Origin of the sequence: Streptomyces sp. NPDC050085 (assembly GCF_044460595.1) — a bacterium.
In the GTDB taxonomy this organism is placed as follows: domain Bacteria; phylum Actinomycetota; class Actinomycetes; order Streptomycetales; family Streptomycetaceae; genus Streptomyces.
In genome coordinates this window covers 324,042-344,836 of the sequence record NZ_JBITJZ010000003.1, presented here as the reverse complement: position 1 = coordinate 344,836, position 20,795 = coordinate 324,042, and the positions used below count along the sequence as shown (strand labels likewise).

18 protein-coding genes are annotated in these 20,795 nt (G+C 72.9%); 11 read left to right on the top strand and 7 right to left on the bottom strand.

The genetic code is table 11. From position 1 onward, the window contains the following. Window positions 1-29 precede the first annotated feature (29 nt). Window positions 30-1,076: an LCP family protein gene (locus tag ACIBUY_RS14005; RefSeq protein ID WP_399152670.1), complete on the top strand. Its 1,047-nt coding sequence runs from the start codon at window positions 30-32 to the stop codon at window positions 1,074-1,076. Between the two features lie 13 nt (window positions 1,077-1,089). Here the strand turns inward: ACIBUY_RS14005 and ACIBUY_RS14000 are convergent, their stop codons facing one another. After that, window positions 1,090-2,514 carry an oligosaccharide flippase family protein gene (locus ACIBUY_RS14000; protein ID WP_399152669.1) on the bottom strand — a complete coding sequence of 475 codons (1,425 nt, stop codon included), beginning with the start codon at window positions 2,512-2,514 and terminating at the stop codon, window positions 1,090-1,092. Further along, on the bottom strand, window positions 2,511-3,563 hold the full coding sequence (locus ACIBUY_RS13995) for a hypothetical protein (protein ID WP_399152668.1): 1,053 nt from the start codon (window positions 3,561-3,563) through the stop codon (window positions 2,511-2,513). Before ACIBUY_RS13995 ends, ACIBUY_RS14000 begins: the two co-directional genes overlap by 4 nt. Before the next feature lie 74 nt (window positions 3,564-3,637). Here ACIBUY_RS13995 and ACIBUY_RS13990 point away from each other — a divergent pair, with 74 nt between their 5' ends. After that, window positions 3,638-4,729: a glycosyltransferase gene (locus ACIBUY_RS13990; RefSeq protein ID WP_399152667.1), complete on the top strand. Its 1,092-nt coding sequence runs from the start codon at window positions 3,638-3,640 to the stop codon at window positions 4,727-4,729. After that, window positions 4,726-5,889, top strand: coding sequence for a glycosyltransferase family 4 protein (locus tag ACIBUY_RS13985; protein WP_399152666.1), 1,164 nt, complete (start codon window positions 4,726-4,728; stop codon window positions 5,887-5,889). The genes ACIBUY_RS13990 and ACIBUY_RS13985 overlap by 4 nt, the downstream gene beginning before the upstream one ends. Here ACIBUY_RS13985 and gmd read toward each other — a convergent pair. From gmd to ACIBUY_RS13970, 3 genes are read right to left on the bottom strand one after another with little or no spacing between them, the layout of a single operon-like run. Beyond that, window positions 5,886-6,872, bottom strand: coding sequence for a GDP-mannose 4,6-dehydratase (gene gmd / locus ACIBUY_RS13980; RefSeq protein WP_399152665.1), 987 nt, complete (start codon window positions 6,870-6,872; stop codon window positions 5,886-5,888). The two genes, ACIBUY_RS13985 and gmd, sit on opposite strands and share 4 nt — an antisense overlap. Further along, the gene (locus tag ACIBUY_RS13975; protein WP_399152664.1) at window positions 6,869-8,251 is read right to left on the bottom strand and encodes an O-antigen ligase family protein; all 1,383 of its coding nucleotides are present in this window, start codon (window positions 8,249-8,251) and stop codon (window positions 6,869-6,871) included. The genes gmd and ACIBUY_RS13975 overlap by 4 nt, the downstream gene beginning before the upstream one ends. Further along, complete coding sequence (locus tag ACIBUY_RS13970) at window positions 8,248-9,066, bottom strand: glycosyltransferase (protein ID WP_365564969.1); 819 nt, start codon at window positions 9,064-9,066, stop codon at window positions 8,248-8,250. The genes ACIBUY_RS13975 and ACIBUY_RS13970 overlap by 4 nt, the downstream gene beginning before the upstream one ends. Before the next feature lie 158 nt (window positions 9,067-9,224). Here ACIBUY_RS13970 and ACIBUY_RS13965 point away from each other — a divergent pair, with 158 nt between their 5' ends. Together ACIBUY_RS13965 and ACIBUY_RS13960 are read left to right on the top strand one after the other, a co-directional pair. Next, window positions 9,225-10,160, top strand: coding sequence for a GDP-L-fucose synthase (locus ACIBUY_RS13965; protein WP_365564966.1), 936 nt, complete (start codon window positions 9,225-9,227; stop codon window positions 10,158-10,160). Window positions 10,161-10,251: 91 nt separating this feature from the next. Continuing rightward, on the top strand, window positions 10,252-11,703 hold the full coding sequence (locus ACIBUY_RS13960; protein WP_365564963.1) for a polysaccharide biosynthesis tyrosine autokinase: 1,452 nt from the start codon (window positions 10,252-10,254) through the stop codon (window positions 11,701-11,703). Between the two features lie 7 nt (window positions 11,704-11,710). Here ACIBUY_RS13960 and ACIBUY_RS13955 read toward each other — a convergent pair whose 3' ends face one another. Continuing rightward, complete coding sequence (locus tag ACIBUY_RS13955; RefSeq protein WP_399152663.1) at window positions 11,711-12,871, bottom strand: hypothetical protein; 1,161 nt, start codon at window positions 12,869-12,871, stop codon at window positions 11,711-11,713. Between the two features lie 104 nt (window positions 12,872-12,975). Between ACIBUY_RS13955 and ACIBUY_RS13950 the strand changes: the two genes are divergently transcribed. From ACIBUY_RS13950 to ACIBUY_RS13925, 6 genes are all read left to right on the top strand, one after another. Further along, window positions 12,976-13,512, top strand: coding sequence for a low molecular weight phosphatase family protein (locus ACIBUY_RS13950; protein WP_399152662.1), 537 nt, complete (start codon window positions 12,976-12,978; stop codon window positions 13,510-13,512). A gap of 108 nt (window positions 13,513-13,620) precedes the next feature. Next, window positions 13,621-15,483 carry a molecular chaperone DnaK gene (gene dnaK, locus ACIBUY_RS13945; RefSeq protein WP_365564956.1) on the top strand — a complete coding sequence of 621 codons (1,863 nt, stop codon included), beginning with the start codon at window positions 13,621-13,623 and terminating at the stop codon, window positions 15,481-15,483. Next, complete coding sequence (gene grpE, locus ACIBUY_RS13940) at window positions 15,480-16,166, top strand: nucleotide exchange factor GrpE (RefSeq protein ID WP_365564953.1); 687 nt, start codon at window positions 15,480-15,482, stop codon at window positions 16,164-16,166. Before dnaK ends, grpE begins: the two co-directional genes overlap by 4 nt. A gap of 45 nt (window positions 16,167-16,211) precedes the next feature. Beyond that, window positions 16,212-17,393 carry a molecular chaperone DnaJ gene (gene dnaJ / locus ACIBUY_RS13935; RefSeq protein ID WP_365564950.1) on the top strand — a complete coding sequence of 394 codons (1,182 nt, stop codon included), beginning with the start codon at window positions 16,212-16,214 and terminating at the stop codon, window positions 17,391-17,393. Window positions 17,394-17,398: 5 nt separating this feature from the next. Further along, a complete protein-coding gene (locus tag ACIBUY_RS13930; protein ID WP_365564947.1) occupies window positions 17,399-17,857 on the top strand; it encodes a heat shock protein transcriptional repressor HspR in 459 nt (152 codons plus the stop codon). A gap of 222 nt (window positions 17,858-18,079) precedes the next feature. After that, the gene (locus tag ACIBUY_RS13925) at window positions 18,080-19,372 is read left to right on the top strand and encodes a hypothetical protein (RefSeq protein ID WP_365564944.1); all 1,293 of its coding nucleotides are present in this window, start codon (window positions 18,080-18,082) and stop codon (window positions 19,370-19,372) included. 23 nt (window positions 19,373-19,395) lie between these two features. On the opposite strand, the gene ACIBUY_RS13920 is transcribed toward ACIBUY_RS13925, so the two are convergent. Further along, the gene (locus ACIBUY_RS13920; protein WP_399152661.1) at window positions 19,396-20,730 is read right to left on the bottom strand and encodes a fibronectin type III domain-containing protein; all 1,335 of its coding nucleotides are present in this window, start codon (window positions 20,728-20,730) and stop codon (window positions 19,396-19,398) included. Window positions 20,731-20,795: the final 65 nt, after the last annotated feature.

Below are 20,795 nucleotides of genomic sequence, written 5' to 3'. Positions count from 1 at the left end.
ATCCGGGTGCGATGTGGAAGGCCTTCTGTATGGCACCGCGGTCCTTTCCCCCGAAGATCATCCGATTCCTGCCCGAACGGCGCTGGCTGCGCTGGAGTCTGCTCGGCACCTGTCTGGTCCTGGTGGCCGCGGTGGGCGCGGGCGCATTCGCGTACGCCCGGCTCAACCACAACATCCGCACCGACGAGGCCACTGACCGGGCCCTCGCCGCGGACGGCGGCAAACGGCCCGTCGCGCTGCGGCCCGGCGCCCAGAACATCCTGATCATGGGCTCGGACATCGAGGCCACCAAGGACAGCCAGCGCTCCGACACGACGATGCTGCTGCACCTGTCGGCCGACCGGAAACGGGCCGCCCTGATGAGCGTGCCCCGCGACCTGATGGTGGACATCCCGGCCTGCCGGACGCCGGACGGGGAGCGCAGCGAACCCGAGTACGCGCAGTTCAACTGGGCCTTCGAGCGCGGCGGGGCGGCCTGTGCGATCCGCACCTTCGAGGATCTGACGGACGTCCGCGTCGACCACCACCTGGTGCTCGACTTCACCGGGTTCAAGCGGGTCGTGAACGCGCTCGGCGGCGTCGACGTGAAGGTGCCCGAGCGGATGAAGGTCCCCGACAGCGATCTCGTACTCGACAAGGGCGAGCAGCATCTCAACGGCGCCCAGGCCCTCGTCTTCGTCCGCGGCCGCACCGGCGTCGGCGACGGCAGCGACCTGCAACGCATCGAGCGCCAGAAGGAGTTCGTGCGCGACCTGCTCACGCAGGTGCGGCAGGCGGGCCTGCTCGACCACACGACCCGCCTGTACCCGGTCCTGGACGCCGTCACGTCCTCCCTCACCGCCGACAAGGGCCTCGACTCGCTGAGCGAGCTGTACGGACTGGCCGACGCGGCCGGTCAGGTGCCGCAGCAGCGCACGGCCATCGTCACCATCCCGAGCGTGGAACACCCCGACTACTGGGGGCGGTACACGCCGGTCGAGGACCAGGCCGAGAAGTTGTTCAAGGCGCTGCGGGAGGACCGGGAGCTGCCCACGCACCTGTACAACGCGTACGACCCGAGGAACGACGAGCTCTGACGGCCGCGGGCCGTTACGCGAACTTCCTGTTCACCCGCGATCCGCTGCCGCGCAGCGTCGCGTAGGCGGGGACCCGCGTGCGCAGGGCCAGGGCGAGCAGCGTCACCGGCACCATGGCGGCGAGCCCCGTCGGCAGGCCGCCCGCGCGCGTGCCGTAGTGCCCGGCCAGGGCGAGCGCGCAGCCGAGCAGCGCGTGCACGGCGTGCGCGCGCAGGAGTCGGGCCACGGGCAGGACGCGGGCGGTGTGCCAGCGGACGAGCTGCACGAGGTGACCGGCCACGGGGCCGGTCACCGTCGCCGCCGCGCACAGCGTGAGGGACCCGGTGCGCCAGGCCGCGGCCAGGGTGAGCGCGGCCGCCGCGGAGACCGCGAGCTGGGTGTGCAGGAGGCGGCGCGTCGCCCCGGCCGCGGTGTCCATCGAGTTGCCGGTCGAGCACAGCAGCGCGCAGCCGGCGCCGAGCGCGAGCACCGGCACCAGGCGCGCCGCCTCCTGCCAGCCGTCGCCCAGGACGAGCAGCAGGACACAGGGGCCGACGCCGCACAGGGCGCCGAGGCCTGCGAGGGCCAGTGCGGAGGTGCCGCACATGACGGCGTACGCGGCGCGCGGCGGCACCTCGCCCTCGGCGCGGGCGGCCGCGAGCGCGGGGGTGACCGCCCGGCTCAGACCCTGCGCCAGGACGGTCAGCGGGATGCCCGTCAGCAGGGCGGCCCGTGAGTAGAGCCCGGCGGCCGCGGCGCCCGCGGTGGCGCCGGTCAGCCACAGCGGGGCGTTGTTCGTGACGGACTGGGCCAGGCCGAAACCGGTGAAGAAGCTTGATTCCGCCAGGAGTTGACGCCGGGGGACCGGGTCGCCGGGCGGGATGCGGGTGCGCCGGAGCCGGAGCAGGGCGAACAGCAGCGTGGCGAGGGCGGCGACCGGCACGGCGGTGGCGAGCGCGTACGGGCTGTGCGTGGCGTACAGGAACAGCAGGGCGGCGGCGCTGCCGGCCACCTGCCCGGCCGTCTCGGCGCGGACGGCGGCCGGGCTGCGGCCGAGTCTGCGCAGCGCGGCGGTTGCCGCGAGGGCCATGGGCTGGACGAGGAACTGGGTGGCGAGCACCTGGAGCATCGGTGTGCTGTGCGGGCCGTGCAGGACGAGGCCGACCAGCGGCGCGGCCAGCAGGGCGAGCACGAAGGAGCCGAGCCCGAACAGCGCCGCCTGCGTCAGGACGGTGCGCAGCAGGGCCCGGGTGACGGTGTCGGCGCGCAGCACGCTGGTGCTCAGGCCGGAGTTGGCGACGTAGCCGATGAGGGCGACGGCGGTGCCCGCGAGGGCGTACGCGCCGAACGCGTCCGGGGGCGCGAGGCGGGCGGTGGCGGCCGTGTAGCCCAACTGCAGGACGAGTTGGACGGCGGAGCCGCCGTAGTTCCAGGTGAGGCTCCGCAGCGCCGGCCTCATGCGAAGGCCTGCCACGGGTCGGCGGGCGGCGGGGCGACGGGAAGGTGGGCGCCGAGCATGTGCCGCAGCGCCTGTTCGTTCCCGAGCCGGTCGCGCACCCAGCGGTGGCCCGCGAGGCCGGCCGCGTGCAGGGTGTCCGGGTCGTCCCGCAGCAGGGCGCGGACGGTGGCGGCGATGCCCTTCGGCGAGTCGGCCTGGTGCAGGCCGTGCGTCGGCCCGGGCACCCAACTGGCCGCACGGATACGGGAGGTGACGTGGGGTCGGCCTGCGTAAAGGCCGATCGCCATGCGGTTCGAGGTGTATCCGGGGTGCCGCAGGAAGTGCCCCGAGTCGAAGCTCAGACGGGCGTCGCGCACCGCGGTGACCTGCTGGTCGAAGGGGAGCGGGCCGAGGGCGCCGCGGCCGCGCCAGCCGGGGCCGTGCACGGCGGTGCGCACGCCGCGCAGGCGGAGCACTCTGCGGACCGCGCTGCGGCGCTGCCGGGCGTCGTCGACGCGTTCGAGCACGCCGAGGCGGACGTAGCAGCCGCCGATGTGCACGGCGTCGTACCGGGCGTCGGCGAGGGGTGGCACCGGCTCGGGGGTGCGCAGCCGGTCGGGGAGGGTGTGCGGGACGTAGCGCACCGGCTGCCGGGTGAACTCGCCGAGCAGGGCGGCCTGTTCGCCGAGCGCGACGCTGAAGACGGAGTCCGCGTGCCGCAGCCAGGCGGCCGTCCGGTCGGTCAGGGGTTTGCGCCCGCCCCACGGGTCGCCCTCCCACTGGACGACCGGCGGGGATCCGAGTGCCTTCAGGAAGGCCGCCACGTCCGCGTGGTCCCAGGGGAAGCCGTGGGGCGAGCGGACGAGGACGAGGTCCGGGGCCGCCTCGCGCGCCCGGCGGGTGAGGGTGCGCAGCGCCTCCTCCTTGGTGGCGCCGTCTCGCAGCAGGGCCGGCGGAGACAGGGGAACGTGGCGCAGGGCCCCCTCCGCCCTCAGGGCGTCGAAGCCGCGGGCGAAGCCGCGGGTGTCGAGGTCGTTGGTGAGGTGCAGGACGACGGGAGGGTGTGACACGGGGGCTCCTCGGCGTGGGGAGAGTCCCTGAGAGTATGGGGTGAATAGCCATCAAAATGGTGCAAACTGCCCCCATGCGTGTACTTCATGTGCTGGGTGAACTCCGGCCCTCCGGGGCCGAGGTGATGCTCCGTGCGGCCGCCGGCGACTGGCGCGCCCACGGGATCGAGGCCGATGTGCTCGCCGTCGGCCCGCACATCGGCAGCTTCGCGGACGAACTGCGGGCGTCCGGATACGGGGTGGCCCACGAGCCGGACGCGCGGCCCGCCCGATTGCCGTGGAGGCTGTGGCGCCGGGTGCGCGCGGGCCGCTACGACGTCGTCCATCTGCACGCGGAGCGGGCGAACTTCCCGTTCGGGGCGGCCGCGCGGGCCGCGGGAGCGGGCGTCGTCCGCACCGTGCACGCCGTGTTCCTCCTGGACGGCGAACCCAGGTGGCGGCGCGTGCTGCAGCGGGCCCTGCTGCGGGCCGGCGGCCTCGCCCACGTGGCGGTGGGGCCGTCCGTCGCGGCCAACGAGCGCGCCCGCTTCCGCAATCCGGCCACCGTCATCCCCAACTGGTGCGACGGCTCCTTCCTCCCGCCGACGGCGCAGGAGCGCGCCCGTGCCCGGCGGGACCTCGGCCTGCCGCCGCACGGCCCGGTCGTCGTCAGCGTCGGCAACTGCGCACCCGTCAAACGGCATCCGGCGGTCCTCGCGGCACTGGCCCACCCGGCCTGTCCGCCGGACCTGCTGTACGTGCACGTGGGCGAGGAGGACCCGGAGCAGGCGGAACGGGCGCTCGCCGAGCGGCTCGGGGTGGCGCGGCGGGTGCGGTTCGTGGGACGGGCGGCGCCGCTCGCCGCCCTGCACGCGGCCGACGCGTACGTCATGCCGTCGGCGCGCGAGGGCGCCAGCGTCGCGGCCCTGGAGGCGCTGGCGACCGGCCTGCCGCTGGTGCTCGCCGACGTGCCGGGGCTGCGCGACCTCGCGGAGCACGCGGACACCGTGACCCTGACCGGGGTGGACCCGGCCGCGCTCGCGGCCGCCCTCGCCGCGGCCGTGTCCGGGCCCCGTGCGCGCGAGAGCCGCGGGCGGCGCATGGCGCAGCGGTACGGGGCGGGGCGCGGCACGGCGGCCTACGCGGCCGCCTACCGGGGCGTGCGGAAAGAGGTGCGCGGCGCATGAAGGTGGCCTACGCGGGACCGCTCGACCTGCCGCTCCTCGCGCGACAGCTCGGAGCGGGCGAGGGGCCGCCGCTCCCGCCGGGGCTCGGCGGCCCGCTCTCCTCGGCGCTGGTGGCCGAACTGGCCGCGCAGGACCATGAGTTGACCCTGGTCACCCTCTGTCGACAGGTGAGCGAGCCGGTGGAGCGGCAGGTGGGCCCGGTCCGGGTGCTGATCGGCCCCTACCGGCTGCGGCACCGGGCACGCGACGCGTTCCGCGCCGAGCGCGACACGGTGCGTACGCTGCTCGACTCGGCCGACGTGGACGTGGTGCACGCGCACTGGACGTACGAGTTCGGGCTCGGCGCCCTGGCGAGCGGGCATCCGGCGCTGGTGACGGTCCGCGACTGGGCGCCCGCGATCCTGCGGCTCAAGCCCGACGCGTACCGGACGGTGCGGCTGTTCATGCAGGCGAGCTGTCTGGCCCGTGCCCGGCACCTCACGGTGGCCTCGCCGTACATGGGGCAGTGCCTGCGCCGGTACGGGCTGCGCACCGCGCTGGTGCCGCACGGCATCGCCGAGTCGCTCTACGGCCGGGTCCGGCCGGCCGGCGCACTGCACCGCATCCTGTCGGTCAACTCCGACTTCTCCACGCGCAAGAACGCCAAGGCGCTGCTGTCCGCCTTCCCCGCCGCCCGCCGCGAACTCGGGCCGGAGTGCGAACTGCGCCTGGTCGGCCCGGAGTTCGAGCCGGGCGGTCCCGCCGAGCGCTGGGCCCGCCGCGCGGGCTGCGCCGAGGGCGTGGCCTTCCTGGGGCCGAAGCCCTTCGACGAGGTCGTCGCCGAGATGGACCGGGCGGACCTGTTCGTGGCGCCGTCCCTGGAGGAGTCGTTCGGGATGACGGTCCTGGAGGCCATGGCCCGCGGACTCCCCGTGGTCGGCGGGGTCCGCGCGGGTGCCGTGCCCTGGCTCCTCGACCACGGCCGCGCCGGCGAAGTGGTGGACGTGACGCGGCCCGCGCACATCGCGCGGGCGCTGGTGGACCTGGCCCGCCACCCCGCACGCCGGGCCCGTCTCGCGCAGGAGGGCCACGACCGCGCCCGCCGCCTCAGCCTGGCCTCGGCGGCGGTCCAGTACGGCGAGCAGTACCGGGCGGTGGCGGCGGCCCGCGACAGACCCTAGGCCGGGGTGCGGGCGCCGAGTTCGGCGTCGACCATGATGCGGGCCAGTTCCGGGGTGTGGACCGTGGCCTGCCAGCCGAGTTCGCGGCCGGCCTTGGTCGCGTCGCCGATCAGGTCCGGCACCTCGGACGGCCTCAAGTACCGCTCGTCGAAGCGGACATGGCGCTCCCAGTCGAGGCCCGCGTGCGTGAAGCAGAACGTCAGGAAGTCGCGCACGCTGTAGCTGGTACCGGTGGCGACCACGTAGTCGTCGGGGGTGTCGCACTGGAGCATGCGCCACATCGCGTCCACGTACTCGGGCGCGTAGCCCCAGTCGCGGCGCGCCTCCAGGTTGCCCAGGTGCAGGAACTCCTGCTCGCCCCGGGCGATCCGGGCCGCGGCCCGCGCGATCTTGCGGGTCACGAAGGTCTCGCCGCGGCGCGGGGACTCGTGGTTGAAGAGGATGCCGTTGACCGCGTAGAGCCCGTACGCCTCGCGGTAGTTGCGGGTGATCCAGTACGCGTACACCTTCGCGGCGGCGTACGGGGAGCGCGGGTGGAACGGGGTCGACTCGGACTGCGGGGGCTGCGTGATGCCGAACATCTCCGAGCTGGACGCCTGGTAGAAGCGGCACGGCAGCCCGGTCGTGCGGATCGCCTCCAGCAGGCGCGTGGTGCCGAGCCCGGTCGTGGAGCCGGTGAACTCGGGTTCGTCGAAGGAGACCCGGACGTGCGACTGGGCGGCCAGGTGGTAGACCTCGTCGGGCTGGATGCGCTCCAGGAGGGCGGCCATCCGGGAGCCGTCGGCGAGGTCGCCGTAGTGCAGGAACAGCCGGGCGTCCGGGTCGTGGGGGTCCTGGTAGAGGTGGTCGATGCGGGTGGTGGAGAAGGTGGAGGAGCGACGGATCAGGCCGTGCACCAAGTAGTCCTTGGAGAGCAGGAGTTCGGCCAGGTACGAGCCGTCCTGGCCGGTGATGCCGGTGATCAGCGCGGTCTTCCGAGTCATGGGCGGAGCGTAGCCGGAGAATCGGGCATATCGGTGGAATGGGGGCGCAGGGTGGAGGGTGAGGTGACGACCAGCCACACCGTGAGCGCCACCAGGATCTGCGGGGAGAGGCCGCCCAGGTTCCGCAGCGGCGACTCGGTCAGGCAGGCCGTGCCCAGCACGACGAGGAGTGCCCACGACAGTCCGGCGCTCGCCGCCCGCGTGCGCGCGGCCCGCAGGGCGAGGGTGCCGAAGAGGGCCAGCAGCCCGGCCAGGCCGATCAGGCCGCTGTCCCCCAGCGTCGACAGGACCTGGTTGTGGGCCTGGCCGATCCAGGTGTCGGCGGTGCCGAACACCCGCTCCCGGTAGGCCGGGCCGAAGAGCGTGGGTCCGTAGCCGAACAGCGGATTGCGCTGGAACTCCTCGTACGCGAGCCGCCAGGCCAGGGCGCGCGCGTCCGCGAGGTCACCGGTCCCGGTGGCGAGGCTGCGGGCCACCATGTTCTGCGTCGCGGGGACGAGCGCGACGGCCGTGCCCAGCGCCGCGGCGAGGGTCGCGCAGAACGCCCGCCGGGCCCGCGTGCGGTTCCAGGTGCCGTCGAGCAGCAGCACGGCGGCCGCGCATCCCCAGCCCATCCGGGACTGGGTGAGCAGCAGCGAGGCGGCCGCGGCCAGGGCGTGCGGCTGCCACAGTCCGCGGCGGCCCACCGGGACGAGCTCGACCAGGAGGGCGGCCGCGGCCAGCGGGGCGAGCTGGTTGGGGTTGGTGGCCAGGCCCGTGAACTGGTGCAGGCCCAGGCCGAGATAGTCGCGGCCGGCCGGGGCGCCGTGGTGCAGCGCGGGGGCGGCCCAGGCGGGGGCGACGACGAGGGCCGCGAGCCCCGTCCACATGCAGCACCGCAGCGCGAGCCGCAGGGCCCGCAGGAGCTCGGGCAGGGGCGGCCGGGGCAGGGCGAGGAAGACGCCGAAGAGGATCACCGGCAGGGCGAGGTTCCAGCGCAGCCCGCCGTGCCCGGCGGCCACCGCGGCGACGGCCGGGCCCGCCGCGAAGGCCAGGCCGCCGAGGGCGAGGGCGCGCAGCGACCTGCTCAGGGGCGGCCGCGGACCGCGCCGCGCCCAGACGAACGCGGCGCCGACGAGAACGACCGCGAGCAGCCCCTGCGACGCCAGCAGGGCCGTCCCGGTCACCGGGGCGTCTCCGGTGGCGTCCTCGCGGGCGGCGAGCAGCGAGGTGACGCCGGTCGCGGCGCACACGAGAAGCAGGAAGCGGGAGGCGGTCCCGAACCGGTCCCCGGCGCGCTCCGGGACCCTCGGCGCCGCGCCCGCGGACGTGCCGGAGCCGCCGGGCCACGGTCTCCCGCCGGTGCGCCGCTGTCCGCGCGCGGTGACGTCCGCGCTCACCGCGGCCACCTGCTGCCGAGGCCCGCCCGCACCACCGTCATCACATACGGCGACACCATCAGCACCGGCGCCCGCACCCCCGCATGCCGCCAGCAGTACACCCACCACTGCCGCACGGGCAGCTCCCGCTGGGAGACCCGGCGGCGCAGTGCCTCCCGTACGCCGATGCCGGGTTCGCGCGAGCCCCGCAGGACCGGATTGGCGGGGCATTCGCCGACGTGGCGCGGGGCGACGTACGCGGCGACGCCCGCCGCACGGGCCCGGTGGCCGTGGTCGTAGTCGCCCATGCCGTGCTTGAAGACCTTGTCGATGTCGCCGACCCGCTCGCGAACCGCCCAGGGCAGCAGCACCGCATTGCCGTTGTACGTGTCGCAGGGCTCGGGCCTGCCGGTCGGCTCGACCGGGGTCAGGGCCCGGCCGCGGCGCCCCGAGTACGTGGTGACGCCGTCGTGCCGCACGGCCCCGACGATCACGGCCTGGTCGCCGAACTGCCGTGAGGTGTCCAGGAGTTGGGACAGCGCGTCCGGCGCGAGCCGCACGTCGTCGTTGAGCCACAGCTGGTGCGTGGGCTCGGGCCTGCCCGCCGCGCGGCTGTTGCGGCTGGCCAGGCGCATGCCCTCGCCCCAGAAGACGTCGGGCCCCACGACCGCCACCTCGGCGCCGGGGTGCGCGCGCCGCACGGCCTCGGGCGTGCCGTCCGTCGAGCCCGCGTCGACGAGGTGCACCTCGACGTGCGCACCCGGCGGCAGCCCGCGCTGCGCGGCGACCGCGTCGAGCGCGGCGAGCGTGGTGGCACACCGGTTGTGACTGGTCATCAGGACGGCTACCCGGGGAGGAGAGGGCGGGGAGGGCGGGAAGGGCGGCTCCACGAGCGGCTCCACGGGTGCTCCTTACGTCGCGCGTTCCGGACATTCAGCGCATAAGTCTCTAGCCTCGACTCCGGGAAACCGCCGAACGACATAGGAGCCGCTCCGTGCACCGCCCCCTTTCCCGCACAGCCCGCGTCCACATCGCCGGTCACCGCGGACTCGTCGGCTCCGCGCTCGTACGGCACTTCAGGTCGGAGGGGTTCCAGGACCTGATGCTCTACGGCTCCGACCGGGTCGACCTGCGCGACCGGGACGCCGTGCGCAGGCTGTACGCCGATCAGCGGCCCCGCGTCGTCGTGCTCGCCGCGGCCCGCGTCGGCGGCATCGCCGCGAACGCCGCCCGCCCCGTCGACTTCCTCTCCGACAACCTCCGCATCCAGGTCAACGTCCTCGACGCGGCACGGGAGTTCGGGGTCGAACGCCTCCTCTTCCTCGGCTCCAGCTGCATCTACCCCAAGCACGCCGAGCAGCCGATCCGCGAGAGCGCACTCCTCACCGGCCCCCTCGAACCCACCAACGACGCCTACGCCCTCGCCAAGATCGCCGGAATCAAGCACGTCCAGGCCCTGCGCACCCAGTACGGCCTCACCGGCTACATCGCCGCGATGCCGACGAACCTCTACGGCCCAGGCGACAACACCGACCCGGCCACCTCGCACGTCCTGCCCGCGATGCTGCGCCGCACCCACGAGGCCCACACCCGCGGCGACACCCGCCTCACGCACTGGGGCACGGGCACCCCGCGCCGCGAGTTCCTGCACGTCGACGACCTGGCCAGGGCCTGCCTGTTCCTGCTCGAGCACTACGACGCGGACGAGCCGGTGAACGTGGGCCGGGGCGAGGACGTGACCCTGAGCGAACTGGCCGACCTGGTCGCCGAGACCGTCGGCTACCGGGGCGAGATCGCCTGGGACGAGACCCACCCGGACGGCACCCCGCGCAAACTCCTCGACGTCAGCCGCCTGACGGCCCTGGGCTGGAAGCCGGAGATCGCGCTCAGGGACGGAGTGGCCGACACCTATACACGGCTGGCCTTTTAGGGGCGCGGGGCTGCATCAATTTGCGGCTCCGCCGCGTGGGCGCGAGCAACCACGACGAATCCGCACTCGGCAACGAAACGAGAACCCCCCGTTGGAACTCCGCACTTTCCTCCAGATCCTGACCAGAAGACTCCCCACGCTCCTCACCTGCCTCGCCCTGGGGGCAGCCGCAGCCTGGGCCGCGACATCCATGACGCGCCCCACCTACGAGGCCAGGACCCAGCTCTTCGTGGCGACGCACGGCACGGGAGACACCGCGCAGCTCCAGCAGGGCCAGAGCTTCTCGCAGGCCCGCGTCCAGTCGTACGCCGCGATCGTGAACACCCGCCAGGTCACCGAACCGGTGGTCCGCAAGCTGAGGCTCGCGATGACTCCGGAGGAGCTCGCCGGGCACATCACGGCCAAGGCCCCGCTGAACACCGTGCTCATCGACATCACGGTCACCGACGGCGACGCCGAGCGCGCGGCCCGGATCGCCGACGCGGTGGCGACCCGCTTCGGCGCGGTCGTCGAACGCCTCGAGGCACCGCGTGCGGTCGCGCTCGCCGAGGGCAACAGCGGTCCCCCGTACGCCGGTTCACCCGTCACGCTCGGCGTGACCCAGCAGGCCGCCGTGCCCACGGAACCCGTCTCGCCGCGCCCCGCGCTGAACCTCGCCGCGGGCCTGCTCGGCGGTCTGCTGGTGGGTGCCGCGCTCGCGTTCCTGCGCGAGAGCCTCGACACGACGGTCAAGAGCGCCGAGGCCACGACCGAGCTGACCGGAGTGGCCCCGCTGGCCTCCGTCCCGTACGACAAGGAGGCGCCGGGCAAGCCGCTGGCGGTCGGGGAGGCCGCGCGCACGCCGCGTGCGGACGCGTTCCGCAGGCTGCGCGCCAATCTGCAGTTCGCGCACATCGACGACCGGCCGCGCGTCATCGCGGTGACCAGCTCGCTGCCCGGCGAGGGCAAGACGAACACCGCCGCCAACCTCGCCCTCTCGCTCGCCGAGGCGGGCGTCGCCACCTGTCTCGTGGACGCGGATCTGCGCAAGCCGTGCGTGGCGAAGACGCTCGGGCTCGTGCAGGACGCGGGCCTGACCACCGTGCTGATCGGGCGGGCCGGGCTCGACGACGTCATGCAGCACGCCCCGCACGGACTCGCCGTGCTGACCGGCGGGACCGTGCCGCCGAACCCCTCCGAGCTCCTCGCCTCGGAGCGGATGGGCGAGCTGCTGCGCGAACTCGCCGACCGCTACGAGACGGTGATCGTCGACACGGCCCCGCTGCTCCCGGTCGCCGACACGGTCGGCCTCGCCCCGCTCGTCCAGGGCACGCTCCTCGTCGTGCGCGCCGGGAAGACGTCCCGCGACGAGGTCACCGCGTCGGCCGGTTCACTGCGCACGGTCGGCGCCCGGCTCATCGGCACCGTGTTCAGCATGGCGCCCGTCCCCCGGGGCGGCGGCTACGGCGGTTACGGCTCGTACGGGGAACTGCCCGCCCCGCGTCCCGGAGTGCTGCGCTCGCCCGCCCGGCCCGTGATGTCGTATCTGGCCGGGGACAAATGACGGAATGTCAGAGGGCGGCCGTGCCCAGGTGGGCGAGGAGGTAGCAGCCGCACAGCGCGGACAGGACGGCCGCGACGGACAGGACCGTCGCGGCCGTCCGCGTGCGCAGCCGCGCCACGACGAGTGCGAGTGGCAGCAGGAGCCCGAAGGCGGGCAGCAGGAACCGGGGCCGTGAGTGCAGGAACCCGTCGCCGCCGAGCACGATGACGGCGAGCGCGCCGGTGTAGAGCAGCAGCACCGGCGGCTGGCCCTGGCGCGATCCCGCGACGAGCAGGGCGGCGAGTACGGCGACGGTCAGCAGGGCGGCGACCGCGAGGGCCGGTTGACCGGCGGCGACGGCGGCCGCGGCGCGGCGCAGCGTGTGCGCCCCGAAGTCGTAGCGCGAACCCCAGGCGCGCTGCACCGCGAAGTACCCGGTGGGCCCGGCGCCCGCGTGCAGCCCGGCCCACAGCACGTAGCCGCACCAGCCGAGCGGGGCGACGAGTGCCGCCGCCAACACCGGTGCGCGGGACGGGAGTTCACCCGCACGTGAGCTGCGTACGACCGCGTGGGCGGCGCCCGCGCAGACCGCGAGGGCGACGGCGACTCCGGTGGGCCGGGCGAGCCCCGCCGCGACCGCGAGCACCGACGCGGCGGGCCAGCGCCCCGCCATGGCGGCGTACAGGGCCCAGACCGCGCAGGCGGTGAAGAGCGATTCGGTGTAGGCCATCGACTCCACGACGGCGTGCGGCAGTGCGCCCCACAGCACGGCGAGCGCGAGGCCCGCGCGCGGGCCGTGCAGCAGCGCCCCGATCCGGAACAGGCCGACGGCCGCGGCGAGGGCGGCCGTCCAGGAGACGAGGAGCGCGGCGGGCGCGGGGCCGGCGGGCAGCACCGCGTCGGCCAGGCGGATCAGCCAGGGGTACAGCGGGAAGAAGGCGAGCGGGCTGAGGTCGGGGTTGGGCAGTGTCTCCGGCGCCGCGGCGTAGCCGTGCTCGGCGAGGGTCCGGTACCAGCGCGCGTCCCCGACGGCGGCGAGCTGGTGCAGCGGGGCGCGGCCGGTGGCCAGGGCCCAGCCGGCGAGGGCGACCAGACCGATCAGCCGGGTCCCCGCATAGGCGAGGGCCGCGGTGGTGGCGGTGGCGGCGACACCCCTGCCGCGCACCGCACCCTTTACGCTGCCATCCATGGCGTACATCCCGTACATACGGGACTTAACGGCACGTCAGTCGTCGACCTGAAGGGCATCCGGCATCCGTGACACCCGTGACACCCGAGGCATGCCCGACACCCGTGACGTCCGTGACATCCGTGGCCCCGCTCACCGTTCTGTTCGTCTGCACCGGGAACGTCCACCGCTCCCCGCTCGCGGAGCGCCTGCTGCGGGCCCGTATGCCGGGCGTCCGCGCCGTGAGCGCGGGCACGTTCGCGCGGCCCGGTGCGCCCATGGACACGGCGACGCGGTCCGTTCTGGAGGAGCTGGGCGGTGATTCGGCGGGTTTCGCCTCGACGCAGCTCACGGCCGAGCTGGTGGAGCGCTCCGGCCTCGTGCTCGGCCTCGCCCGCGAGCACCGCGAGGCGGCGGTCCGGCTCGCCCCGCTGGCGCTGCGGCGCACCTTCACGCTGCGCGAGTTCCTGCGGCTGAGCGACGGAACCGGAGTGCCGGGCGCTGCCGTCCGCAGGGGTACGCTGCCCGCCGTTCCGGCGGCGGAGGACGAGGTTCCGGACCCCTGGGGGCAGGGTTACGACGCCCTGAAAGACTGCGGTCGTGATCTCGACGTACTGGTAAAAGAGCTGGTCAGGGCGATTTCTCCAATGGTCTGCGAATAAGCGCAGGATAAAAGTTGAGTGGATGCGACTCAGGTCTGTTGACGGGGAGGGGGGTGGTGTTGCAGTCTTGAGTCAGATCCACTCAAGTAGGCACCTGGAGGAATCGAAATGGCACGTGCGGTCGGCATCGACCTGGGCACGACTAACTCCGTCGTCAGCGTTCTCGAAGGCGGCGAGCCCACCGTCATCACCAACGCCGAGGGCGCCAGGACCACGCCGTCCGTCGTCGCCTTCGCGAAGAACGGCGAGGTGCTGGTCGGCGAGGTCGCCAAGCGCCAGGCGGTCACGAACGTTGACCGGACCATCCGCTCCGTCAAGCGCCACATGGGCACTGACTGGAAGATCAACCTGGATGGCAAGGACTTCAACCCCCAGCAGATCTCCGCGTTCATCCTGCAGAAGCTGAAGCGGGACGCCGAGGCGTACCTGGGCGAGAAGGTCACGGACGCGGTCATCACCGTGCCCGCGTACTTCAACGACTCCGAGCGTCAGGCGACGAAGGAGGCCGGCGAGATCGCGGGCCTGAACGTCCTGCGTATTGTCAATGAGCCGACTGCGGCCGCCCTGGCCTACGGCCTCGACAAGGACGACCAGACCATTCTCGTCTTCGACCTCGGTGGCGGCACCTTCGACGTCTCGCTGCTCGAGATCGGCGACGGCGTCGTCGAGGTGAAGGCCACCAACGGTGACAACCACCTCGGTGGTGACGACTGGGACCAGCGCGTCGTCGACTACCTGGTCAAGCAGTTCAACAACGGCCACGGCGTGGACCTCGCCAAGGACAAGATGGCGCTCCAGCGTCTGCGCGAGGCCGCCGAGAAGGCGAAGATCGAGCTTTCGTCCTCGACCGAGACCACGATCAACCTGCCCTACATCACGGCGTCCGCCGAGGGCCCGCTGCACCTGGACGAGAAGCTCACGCGCGCCCAGTTCCAGCAGCTGACGTCCGACCTCCTGGAGCGCTGCAAGACGCCGTTCCACAACGTCATCAAGGACGCGGGCATCCAGCTCAGCGAGATCGACCACGTCGTTCTCGTCGGTGGCTCGACCCGTATGCCGGCCGTCGCCGAGCTCGTCAAGGAGCTGACGGGTGGCAACGAGGCCAACAAGGGCGTGAACCCGGACGAGGTCGTCGCCATCGGCGCCGCCCTGCAGGCCGGTGTCCTCAAGGGCGAGGTCAAGGACGTCCTGCTCCTCGACGTCACCCCGCTGTCCCTCGGCATCGAGACCAAGGGAGGGATCATGACGAAGCTCATCGAGCGCAACACGACGATCCCGACCAAGCGCTCGGAGATCTTCACGACGGCCGAGGACAACCAGCCGTCGGTGCAGATCCAGGTCTACCAGGGCGAGCGCGAGATCGCGGCGTACAACAAGAAGCTCGGAATGTTCGAGCTGACCGGTCTGCCGCCGGCCCCGCGCGGTGTCCCGCAGATCGAGGTCGCCTTCGACATCGACGCCAACGGCATCATGCACGTGACCGCGAAGGACCTCGGCACGGGCAAGGAGCAGAAGATGACCGTCACCGGTGGCTCCTCGCTGCCGAAGGACGAGGTCAACCGGATGCGCGAAGAGGCCGAGAAGTACGCGGAGGAGGACCACGCCCGCCGCGAGGCCGCCGAGTCCCGCAACCAGGGCGAGCAGCTCGTCTACCAGACCGAGAAGTTCCTCGCGGACAACGCGGACAAGGTCCCCGGCGACGTGAAGACCGAGGTCGAGGAAGCCGTCACCGAGCTGAAGGAAAAGCTCAAGGGCGAGGACACGGCCGAGATCCGCACCGCCACCGAGAAGGTCGCCGCCGTCTCGCAGAAGCTGGGCCAGGCCATGTACGCCGACGCCCAGGGTGCGCAGGCCGCCGGTGGCGCCGACGCGCCCCAGGGTGACGGCCCGAACATGTCCAAGGACGGTGCCGACGAGGACGTCGTCGACGCCGAGATCGTGGACGAGGACCGCAAGGACGGTGCCGCGTGACGGAGGAGACCCCGGGCTTCGAGGAGAACGAGAAGCCTGACGTCCCCTCCGGCGCCACCCCCGACGACGCCGAGACAGTAGCCGGACAGGCCGCCTCCTCCGACAAGGAGGGGGCAGCCCCGGCCGGGGACTCAGCTTCCACCCAACAAGAAGGCGCTGCCGGTCTGACGGCAGCCCTGGACCAGGCACGCGCCGCCCTCGGCGAGCGCACCGCCGACCTCCAGCGCCTGCAGGCCGAGTACCAGAACTACCGTCGCCGTGTGGAGCGGGACCGCGTCACGGTCAAGGAGATCGCCGTCGCGAACCTCCTGACCGAGCTGCTTCCCGTCCTCGACGACATCGGCCGCGCCCGTGAGCACGGCGAACTCGTCGGCGGATTCAAGTCCGTGGGCGACTCGCTGGAGACGGTCGTGGCGAAGCTGGGCCTGCAGCAGTTCGGCAAGGAGGGCGAGCCCTTCGACCCGACGGTGCACGAGGCCCTGATGCACAGCTACGCGCCGGACGTCACCGAGACGACCTGCGTGGCGATCCTGCAGCCGGGTTACCGGATCGGCGAGCGCACCATCCGCCCCGCGCGGGTGGCCGTGGCCGAGCCGCAGCCGGGCGCGCAGGGCGGCAAGTCCGACGAGTCGGCCGACGCGAAGGCCGAGGAGAAGGACAGCGGTGGCCCGGACGAGGGCTGACGTCATACGTACGACAGATACAGGTGAGGAGGGACGTCGAGGCCGATGAGCACCAAGGACTTCATCGAGAAGGACTACTACAAGGTCCTCGGCGTCCCGAAGGACGCCACCGACGCCGAGATCAAGAAGGCGTACCGCAAGCTGGCGCGCGAGAACCACCCCGACGCCAACAAGAACAACCCCAAGGCGGAGGAGCGGTTCAAGGAGATCTCCGAGGCGAACGACGTCCTCGGTGACCCCAAGAAGCGCAAGGAGTACGACGAGGCGCGCGCCCTGTTCGGCAACGGCGGATTCCGTCCGGGGCCCGGCGCGGGCGGCGGCTCGTTCAACTTCGACCTGGGCGACCTCTTCGGAGGCGGCGCCCAGGGCCAGGGCGGGCAGGGCGGTTTCGGCGGCGGCATCGGGGACGTGTTCGGCGGCCTGTTCAACCGGGGCGGCGCGGGCACGGGCACCCGTACCCAGCCGCGCCGCGGACAGGACATCGAGTCCGAGGTGACGCTCAGCTTCACCGAGGCGGTCGACGGGGCGACAGTCCCCCTCCGCATGTCGTCCCAGGCCCCCTGCAAGGCGTGCTCCGGCACCGGCGACAAGAACGGCACGCCGCGCGTGTGCCCGACCTGCGTCGGCACCGGCCAGGTCTCGCGGGGCGGCGGTGGCGGCTTCTCCCTCACCGACCCCTGCGTGGACTGCAAGGGCCGCGGCCTGATCGCGGAAACGCCCTGCGAGGTCTGCAAGGGCAGCGGCCGCGCCAAGTCCTCCCGCACGATGCAGGTGCGCATCCCCGCCGGGGTCTCCGACGGCCAGCGCATCCGTCTGCGCGGCAAGGGCGGACCCGGTGAACGGGGCGGCCCGGCGGGCGACTTGTACGTCGTGGTCCACGTCGACAGCCACCCGGTCTTCGGCCGCAAGGGCGACAACCTCACGGTCACCGTCCCGGTGACCTACCCGGAGGCGGCGCTCGGCGGCGAGGTCAAGGTCCCCACGCTCGGCGGCCCGCCGGTCACCCTGAAGCTGCCCCCGGGCACGCCGAACGGGCGGACGATGCGGGCCCGCGGCAAGGGCGCGGTCCGCAAGGACGGCACCCGGGGCGACCTGCTGGTCACCGTCGAGGTCGCGGTCCCCAAGGACCTTGACGACGAGGCCCGTTCGGCCCTCGAGTCGTACCGCAAGGCGACTGAGGACACCGATGTCCGGGCAGAACTGTTCCAGGCCGCGAAGGGAGCCTGAGCCAGATGGATGGGCAGCATGGTCGACGACGAAGCAACCCGTACGAACTGACCGAAGAGACCCCGGTGTACGTCATTTCGGTGGCGGCCCAGCTGTCCGGCCTGCACCCGCAGACGCTGCGCCAGTACGACCGCCTCGGCCTGGTCTCCCCCGACCGCACGGCCGGGCGCGGCCGGCGCTACTCGGCCCGCGACATCGAACTGCTGCGCACCGTCCAGCAGTTGTCGCAGGACGAGGGCATCAACCTGGCGGGCATCAAGCGCATCATCGAGCTGGAGAACCAGGTGGCCGCGCTCCAGTCCCGGGTGGCGGAACTCTCCGCCGCCGTGGAGGGAGCCGCCGCGGCCATGCAGCAACGTGAGGCGGCGGTGCACGCCTCGTACCGCCGCGACCTGGTCCCGTACCAGGAGGTCCAGCAGACCAGCGCGCTGGTGGTCTGGCGGCCGAAGGGGCCGCGGGACTGAGCTGCTGTGCAACGTGTGAAGGGGCCCCGGAGTCAGCCGACTCCGGGGCCCCTTCACGTTGCCGTCTCCGGCTGTGACGAATGAGGCTGCTGATGCGCTGGGTTCTGGGGGAGGCCTGTGTGTTGGCTGTGCCGGCTGTCCCGTTGCCATGAGAAGGGCATGAGAGTCGTGACGGTCGTAGGGAGCAGAGTGGTTTCGCGTACAGCACGTCACCGGCGTTCGATGAAGCGCCGGATACTCGCAGGGGTTTCCGTCGCCGCGGCGGCCGGGATCGCGGCCGCCGCGGCGTTCGCCATGAACGCCGAGGCCACGTGGACCTCGGCGTGGAGCGTGTCGGCGTCCGGCTGGACTCCGGACGACTCGCCCGGGGTTTCCATGGACCGGCAGGGGGACGCCCTGCTGAGCTGGTCGGCCGGGGACCAGTCCACGACGTACTCCTACAACCGCATCCAGACGCGGGTGAAGTACAGGGACGGCTCGACCGGGGCGATCCGCACGCTGTCGCCGGACGGCGCCGCCGTGGCATGGCCGGAGGCCGACTCCGACGACACCGGTGACTCGGCGGTGGTCTGGCAGCAGGACAGTACGGTCGTCGGCCGTCGCGTCGCGGGCTCCGGCAGCCTCGTCGGGCCGCTGCAGAAGCTGTCCACGTCGGCGCCCGCCACCGACCCGGTCGTGGCCGTCACACCGAGCGGCACCGCGATGGCGGCCTGGACGGAGGTCCGCGACGGAAGCTGGCGCGCGGTCGCCCGCCGGATCTTCATGGACGGCACGCTCGGCTCCGTCATCAACCTCGGCTCCAGCAACGGCGACAAGCCGGCCATCGGCGTCGACCGCAACAGCCAGTTCGTCGTGGCCTGGCCGCGCGGCGCCGACGTGGCGGCCAAGCGGATCACGTCGACGACCGTCTATCCGGCGAAGTTGATCACCACGCCCATCGCCTCGTACGGCGGGTTCGGCATGGTGCGGGTCGGCGTCGACCGGGACGGTGACGCGGTCATCAGCTACCGCTCCGGCGGCGGCACGGTCCCGCAGGTGTGGGCCTCGCGCTGGAGCCGCACCGGGACCCTGTCCTCGCCCCTGCGCATCTCGGCGTCCACCGACAACGCGGGCAACCACCACACGCTCGCCACCGACCTCGAGGGCGACTCGGTGATCGTGTGGACCCGCAACGTCAGCGGCAAGCTCGAACTGCGCGGCCGCACGCTGTCCGCGGGCGGCACCCTGGGCACCGTCACGGCCCTCGGCGCCGGTGACCGCCCCGACCTGGCGCTCGACGACGACGGCGACGGCATGCTCGTCTACGCCACGGTCCTGCCCAAGTCGGCGCCTCCCTACAGCTATACGCAGGTCAGCGCCAAGCTGGTCAGCCGCACCGGCACGTTCGGTACGGCGAAGGTCCTGACGTCGGACGGCCGCGTGCCGCAGGTCGCCGCCCGCCCGGCCGCCCTCTTCACGGTGGACTGGCAGCAGGAGTCGTATCCGTACACGATCAAGTCGGTACAGGGGCCCTGAGACCCCAGGGCCCCTTCACGTGCTTACGGTGCGACGGGCGTCACCGACACCTCCGGTGACGGGGCCGACTCGTTGCCGTCGGTGTCGACCACGGTGACGACGTAGTAGTACGTCGTCCCGTTGGTCACGTCGTAGTCGGGGTAGGAAGAGTCCGTCGTCGGGATGACCTTGTCGGCCGTCGCGGGAGTGACCCCCGGGGACGTGGACCGGTACAGGCGGTACCCGGCGAACGGCGGCTGGTCCGTGCTGAAGGGCGGGTCGTACCAGCTCAGCACGGCCTGGCCGTCACCGGCCGCGGCGTCGTAGATCGTGGTGGACGGCGGCGGCTGCGGGGCGCGCACCTCGGGCAGCTGGGAGGCCGACGCGGCCGACCTGACCCCGTACGCGGACTCCGCGACCACCGCGTAGTAGTAGTCCTTGTCGCTGTCCGCCACGGTCTGCGTGTACGAGGTCTGGTCCGTGGAGGTGACCAGGTTCGCCGGGTTCGTCGTGTCCACGGGGGTGGTGCGGGACCGGTACACGTGGAACTGCTGGACGGGCACGTACCCGTTGCTCTGCCAGGCCAGGCTCAGCTTGTTGCCGACGATGAGCGCGCTGTTGAAGGTGGGCGCCTGCGGAGCGCTGCTCGACCCGATCGACTTGGTGGCGGTGACGTAGGGGCTGGACGCCGACTCGTTGCCCGCCGCGTCCAGGCCGCGCACGAAGTAGACGTACGTCTGCCCCGGCTCGCCGGTGGTGTCGCGGTAGGTCAGCGTGGACGTCCAACCCAGCTTCTTCGCCGTGCCGTTGACGCTGGTCGACCGGTAGACGTTGTACTTCACGGCGTCCGTCCCGCCGCTGCGCCAGGTCAGGGTGACCCCCCGCACGTCCTGCTTCGCGACGGTCAGGTCCGTCGGGGAGAGCGGGGCCGTGGTGTCGCGGGTCGCGTGCACGGTCTCGGAGAAGTCCGACGTGTTGCCGTACGCGTCCACGGCCCGCACCTTGTACGCGTACGGCACGTCCTCCCAGGCGTCGGTGTCCGCGTACTCGGGCGAGACCGCCTGGTCCACCGTCGCGAGCAGGGAGAAGTCGCCCGTCTCGCCGGTCTCCTCGGAGGCGCGGTAGACCTCGTAGTGCGCGGCTTCGGACATCCAGCTCCAGGAGAGCGTGACCGCGTCACGGCCGCCGGTGGCCATGATGAACGAGGGTCCGTCACCGAGGCCGGCCTCGTCGTACGCGGCGGCAGCGGTGCCGCTCGTGGGCGCGGCCGTGGCGGCCGTGCCGGTCAGGCCCAGGACCAGGGCGGAGGTGGCGGTGACGGTGGCGATGGCGAGCCCGAGCCGGGCGGGTCGGACCGTGGGTCTTACTTGGTGAGGCACGGCGGGCGTTCCCTTTCTCGTGGTGACTGACGAGTGGGGGGATGCCGACGTGGGGGAGGCGGAGT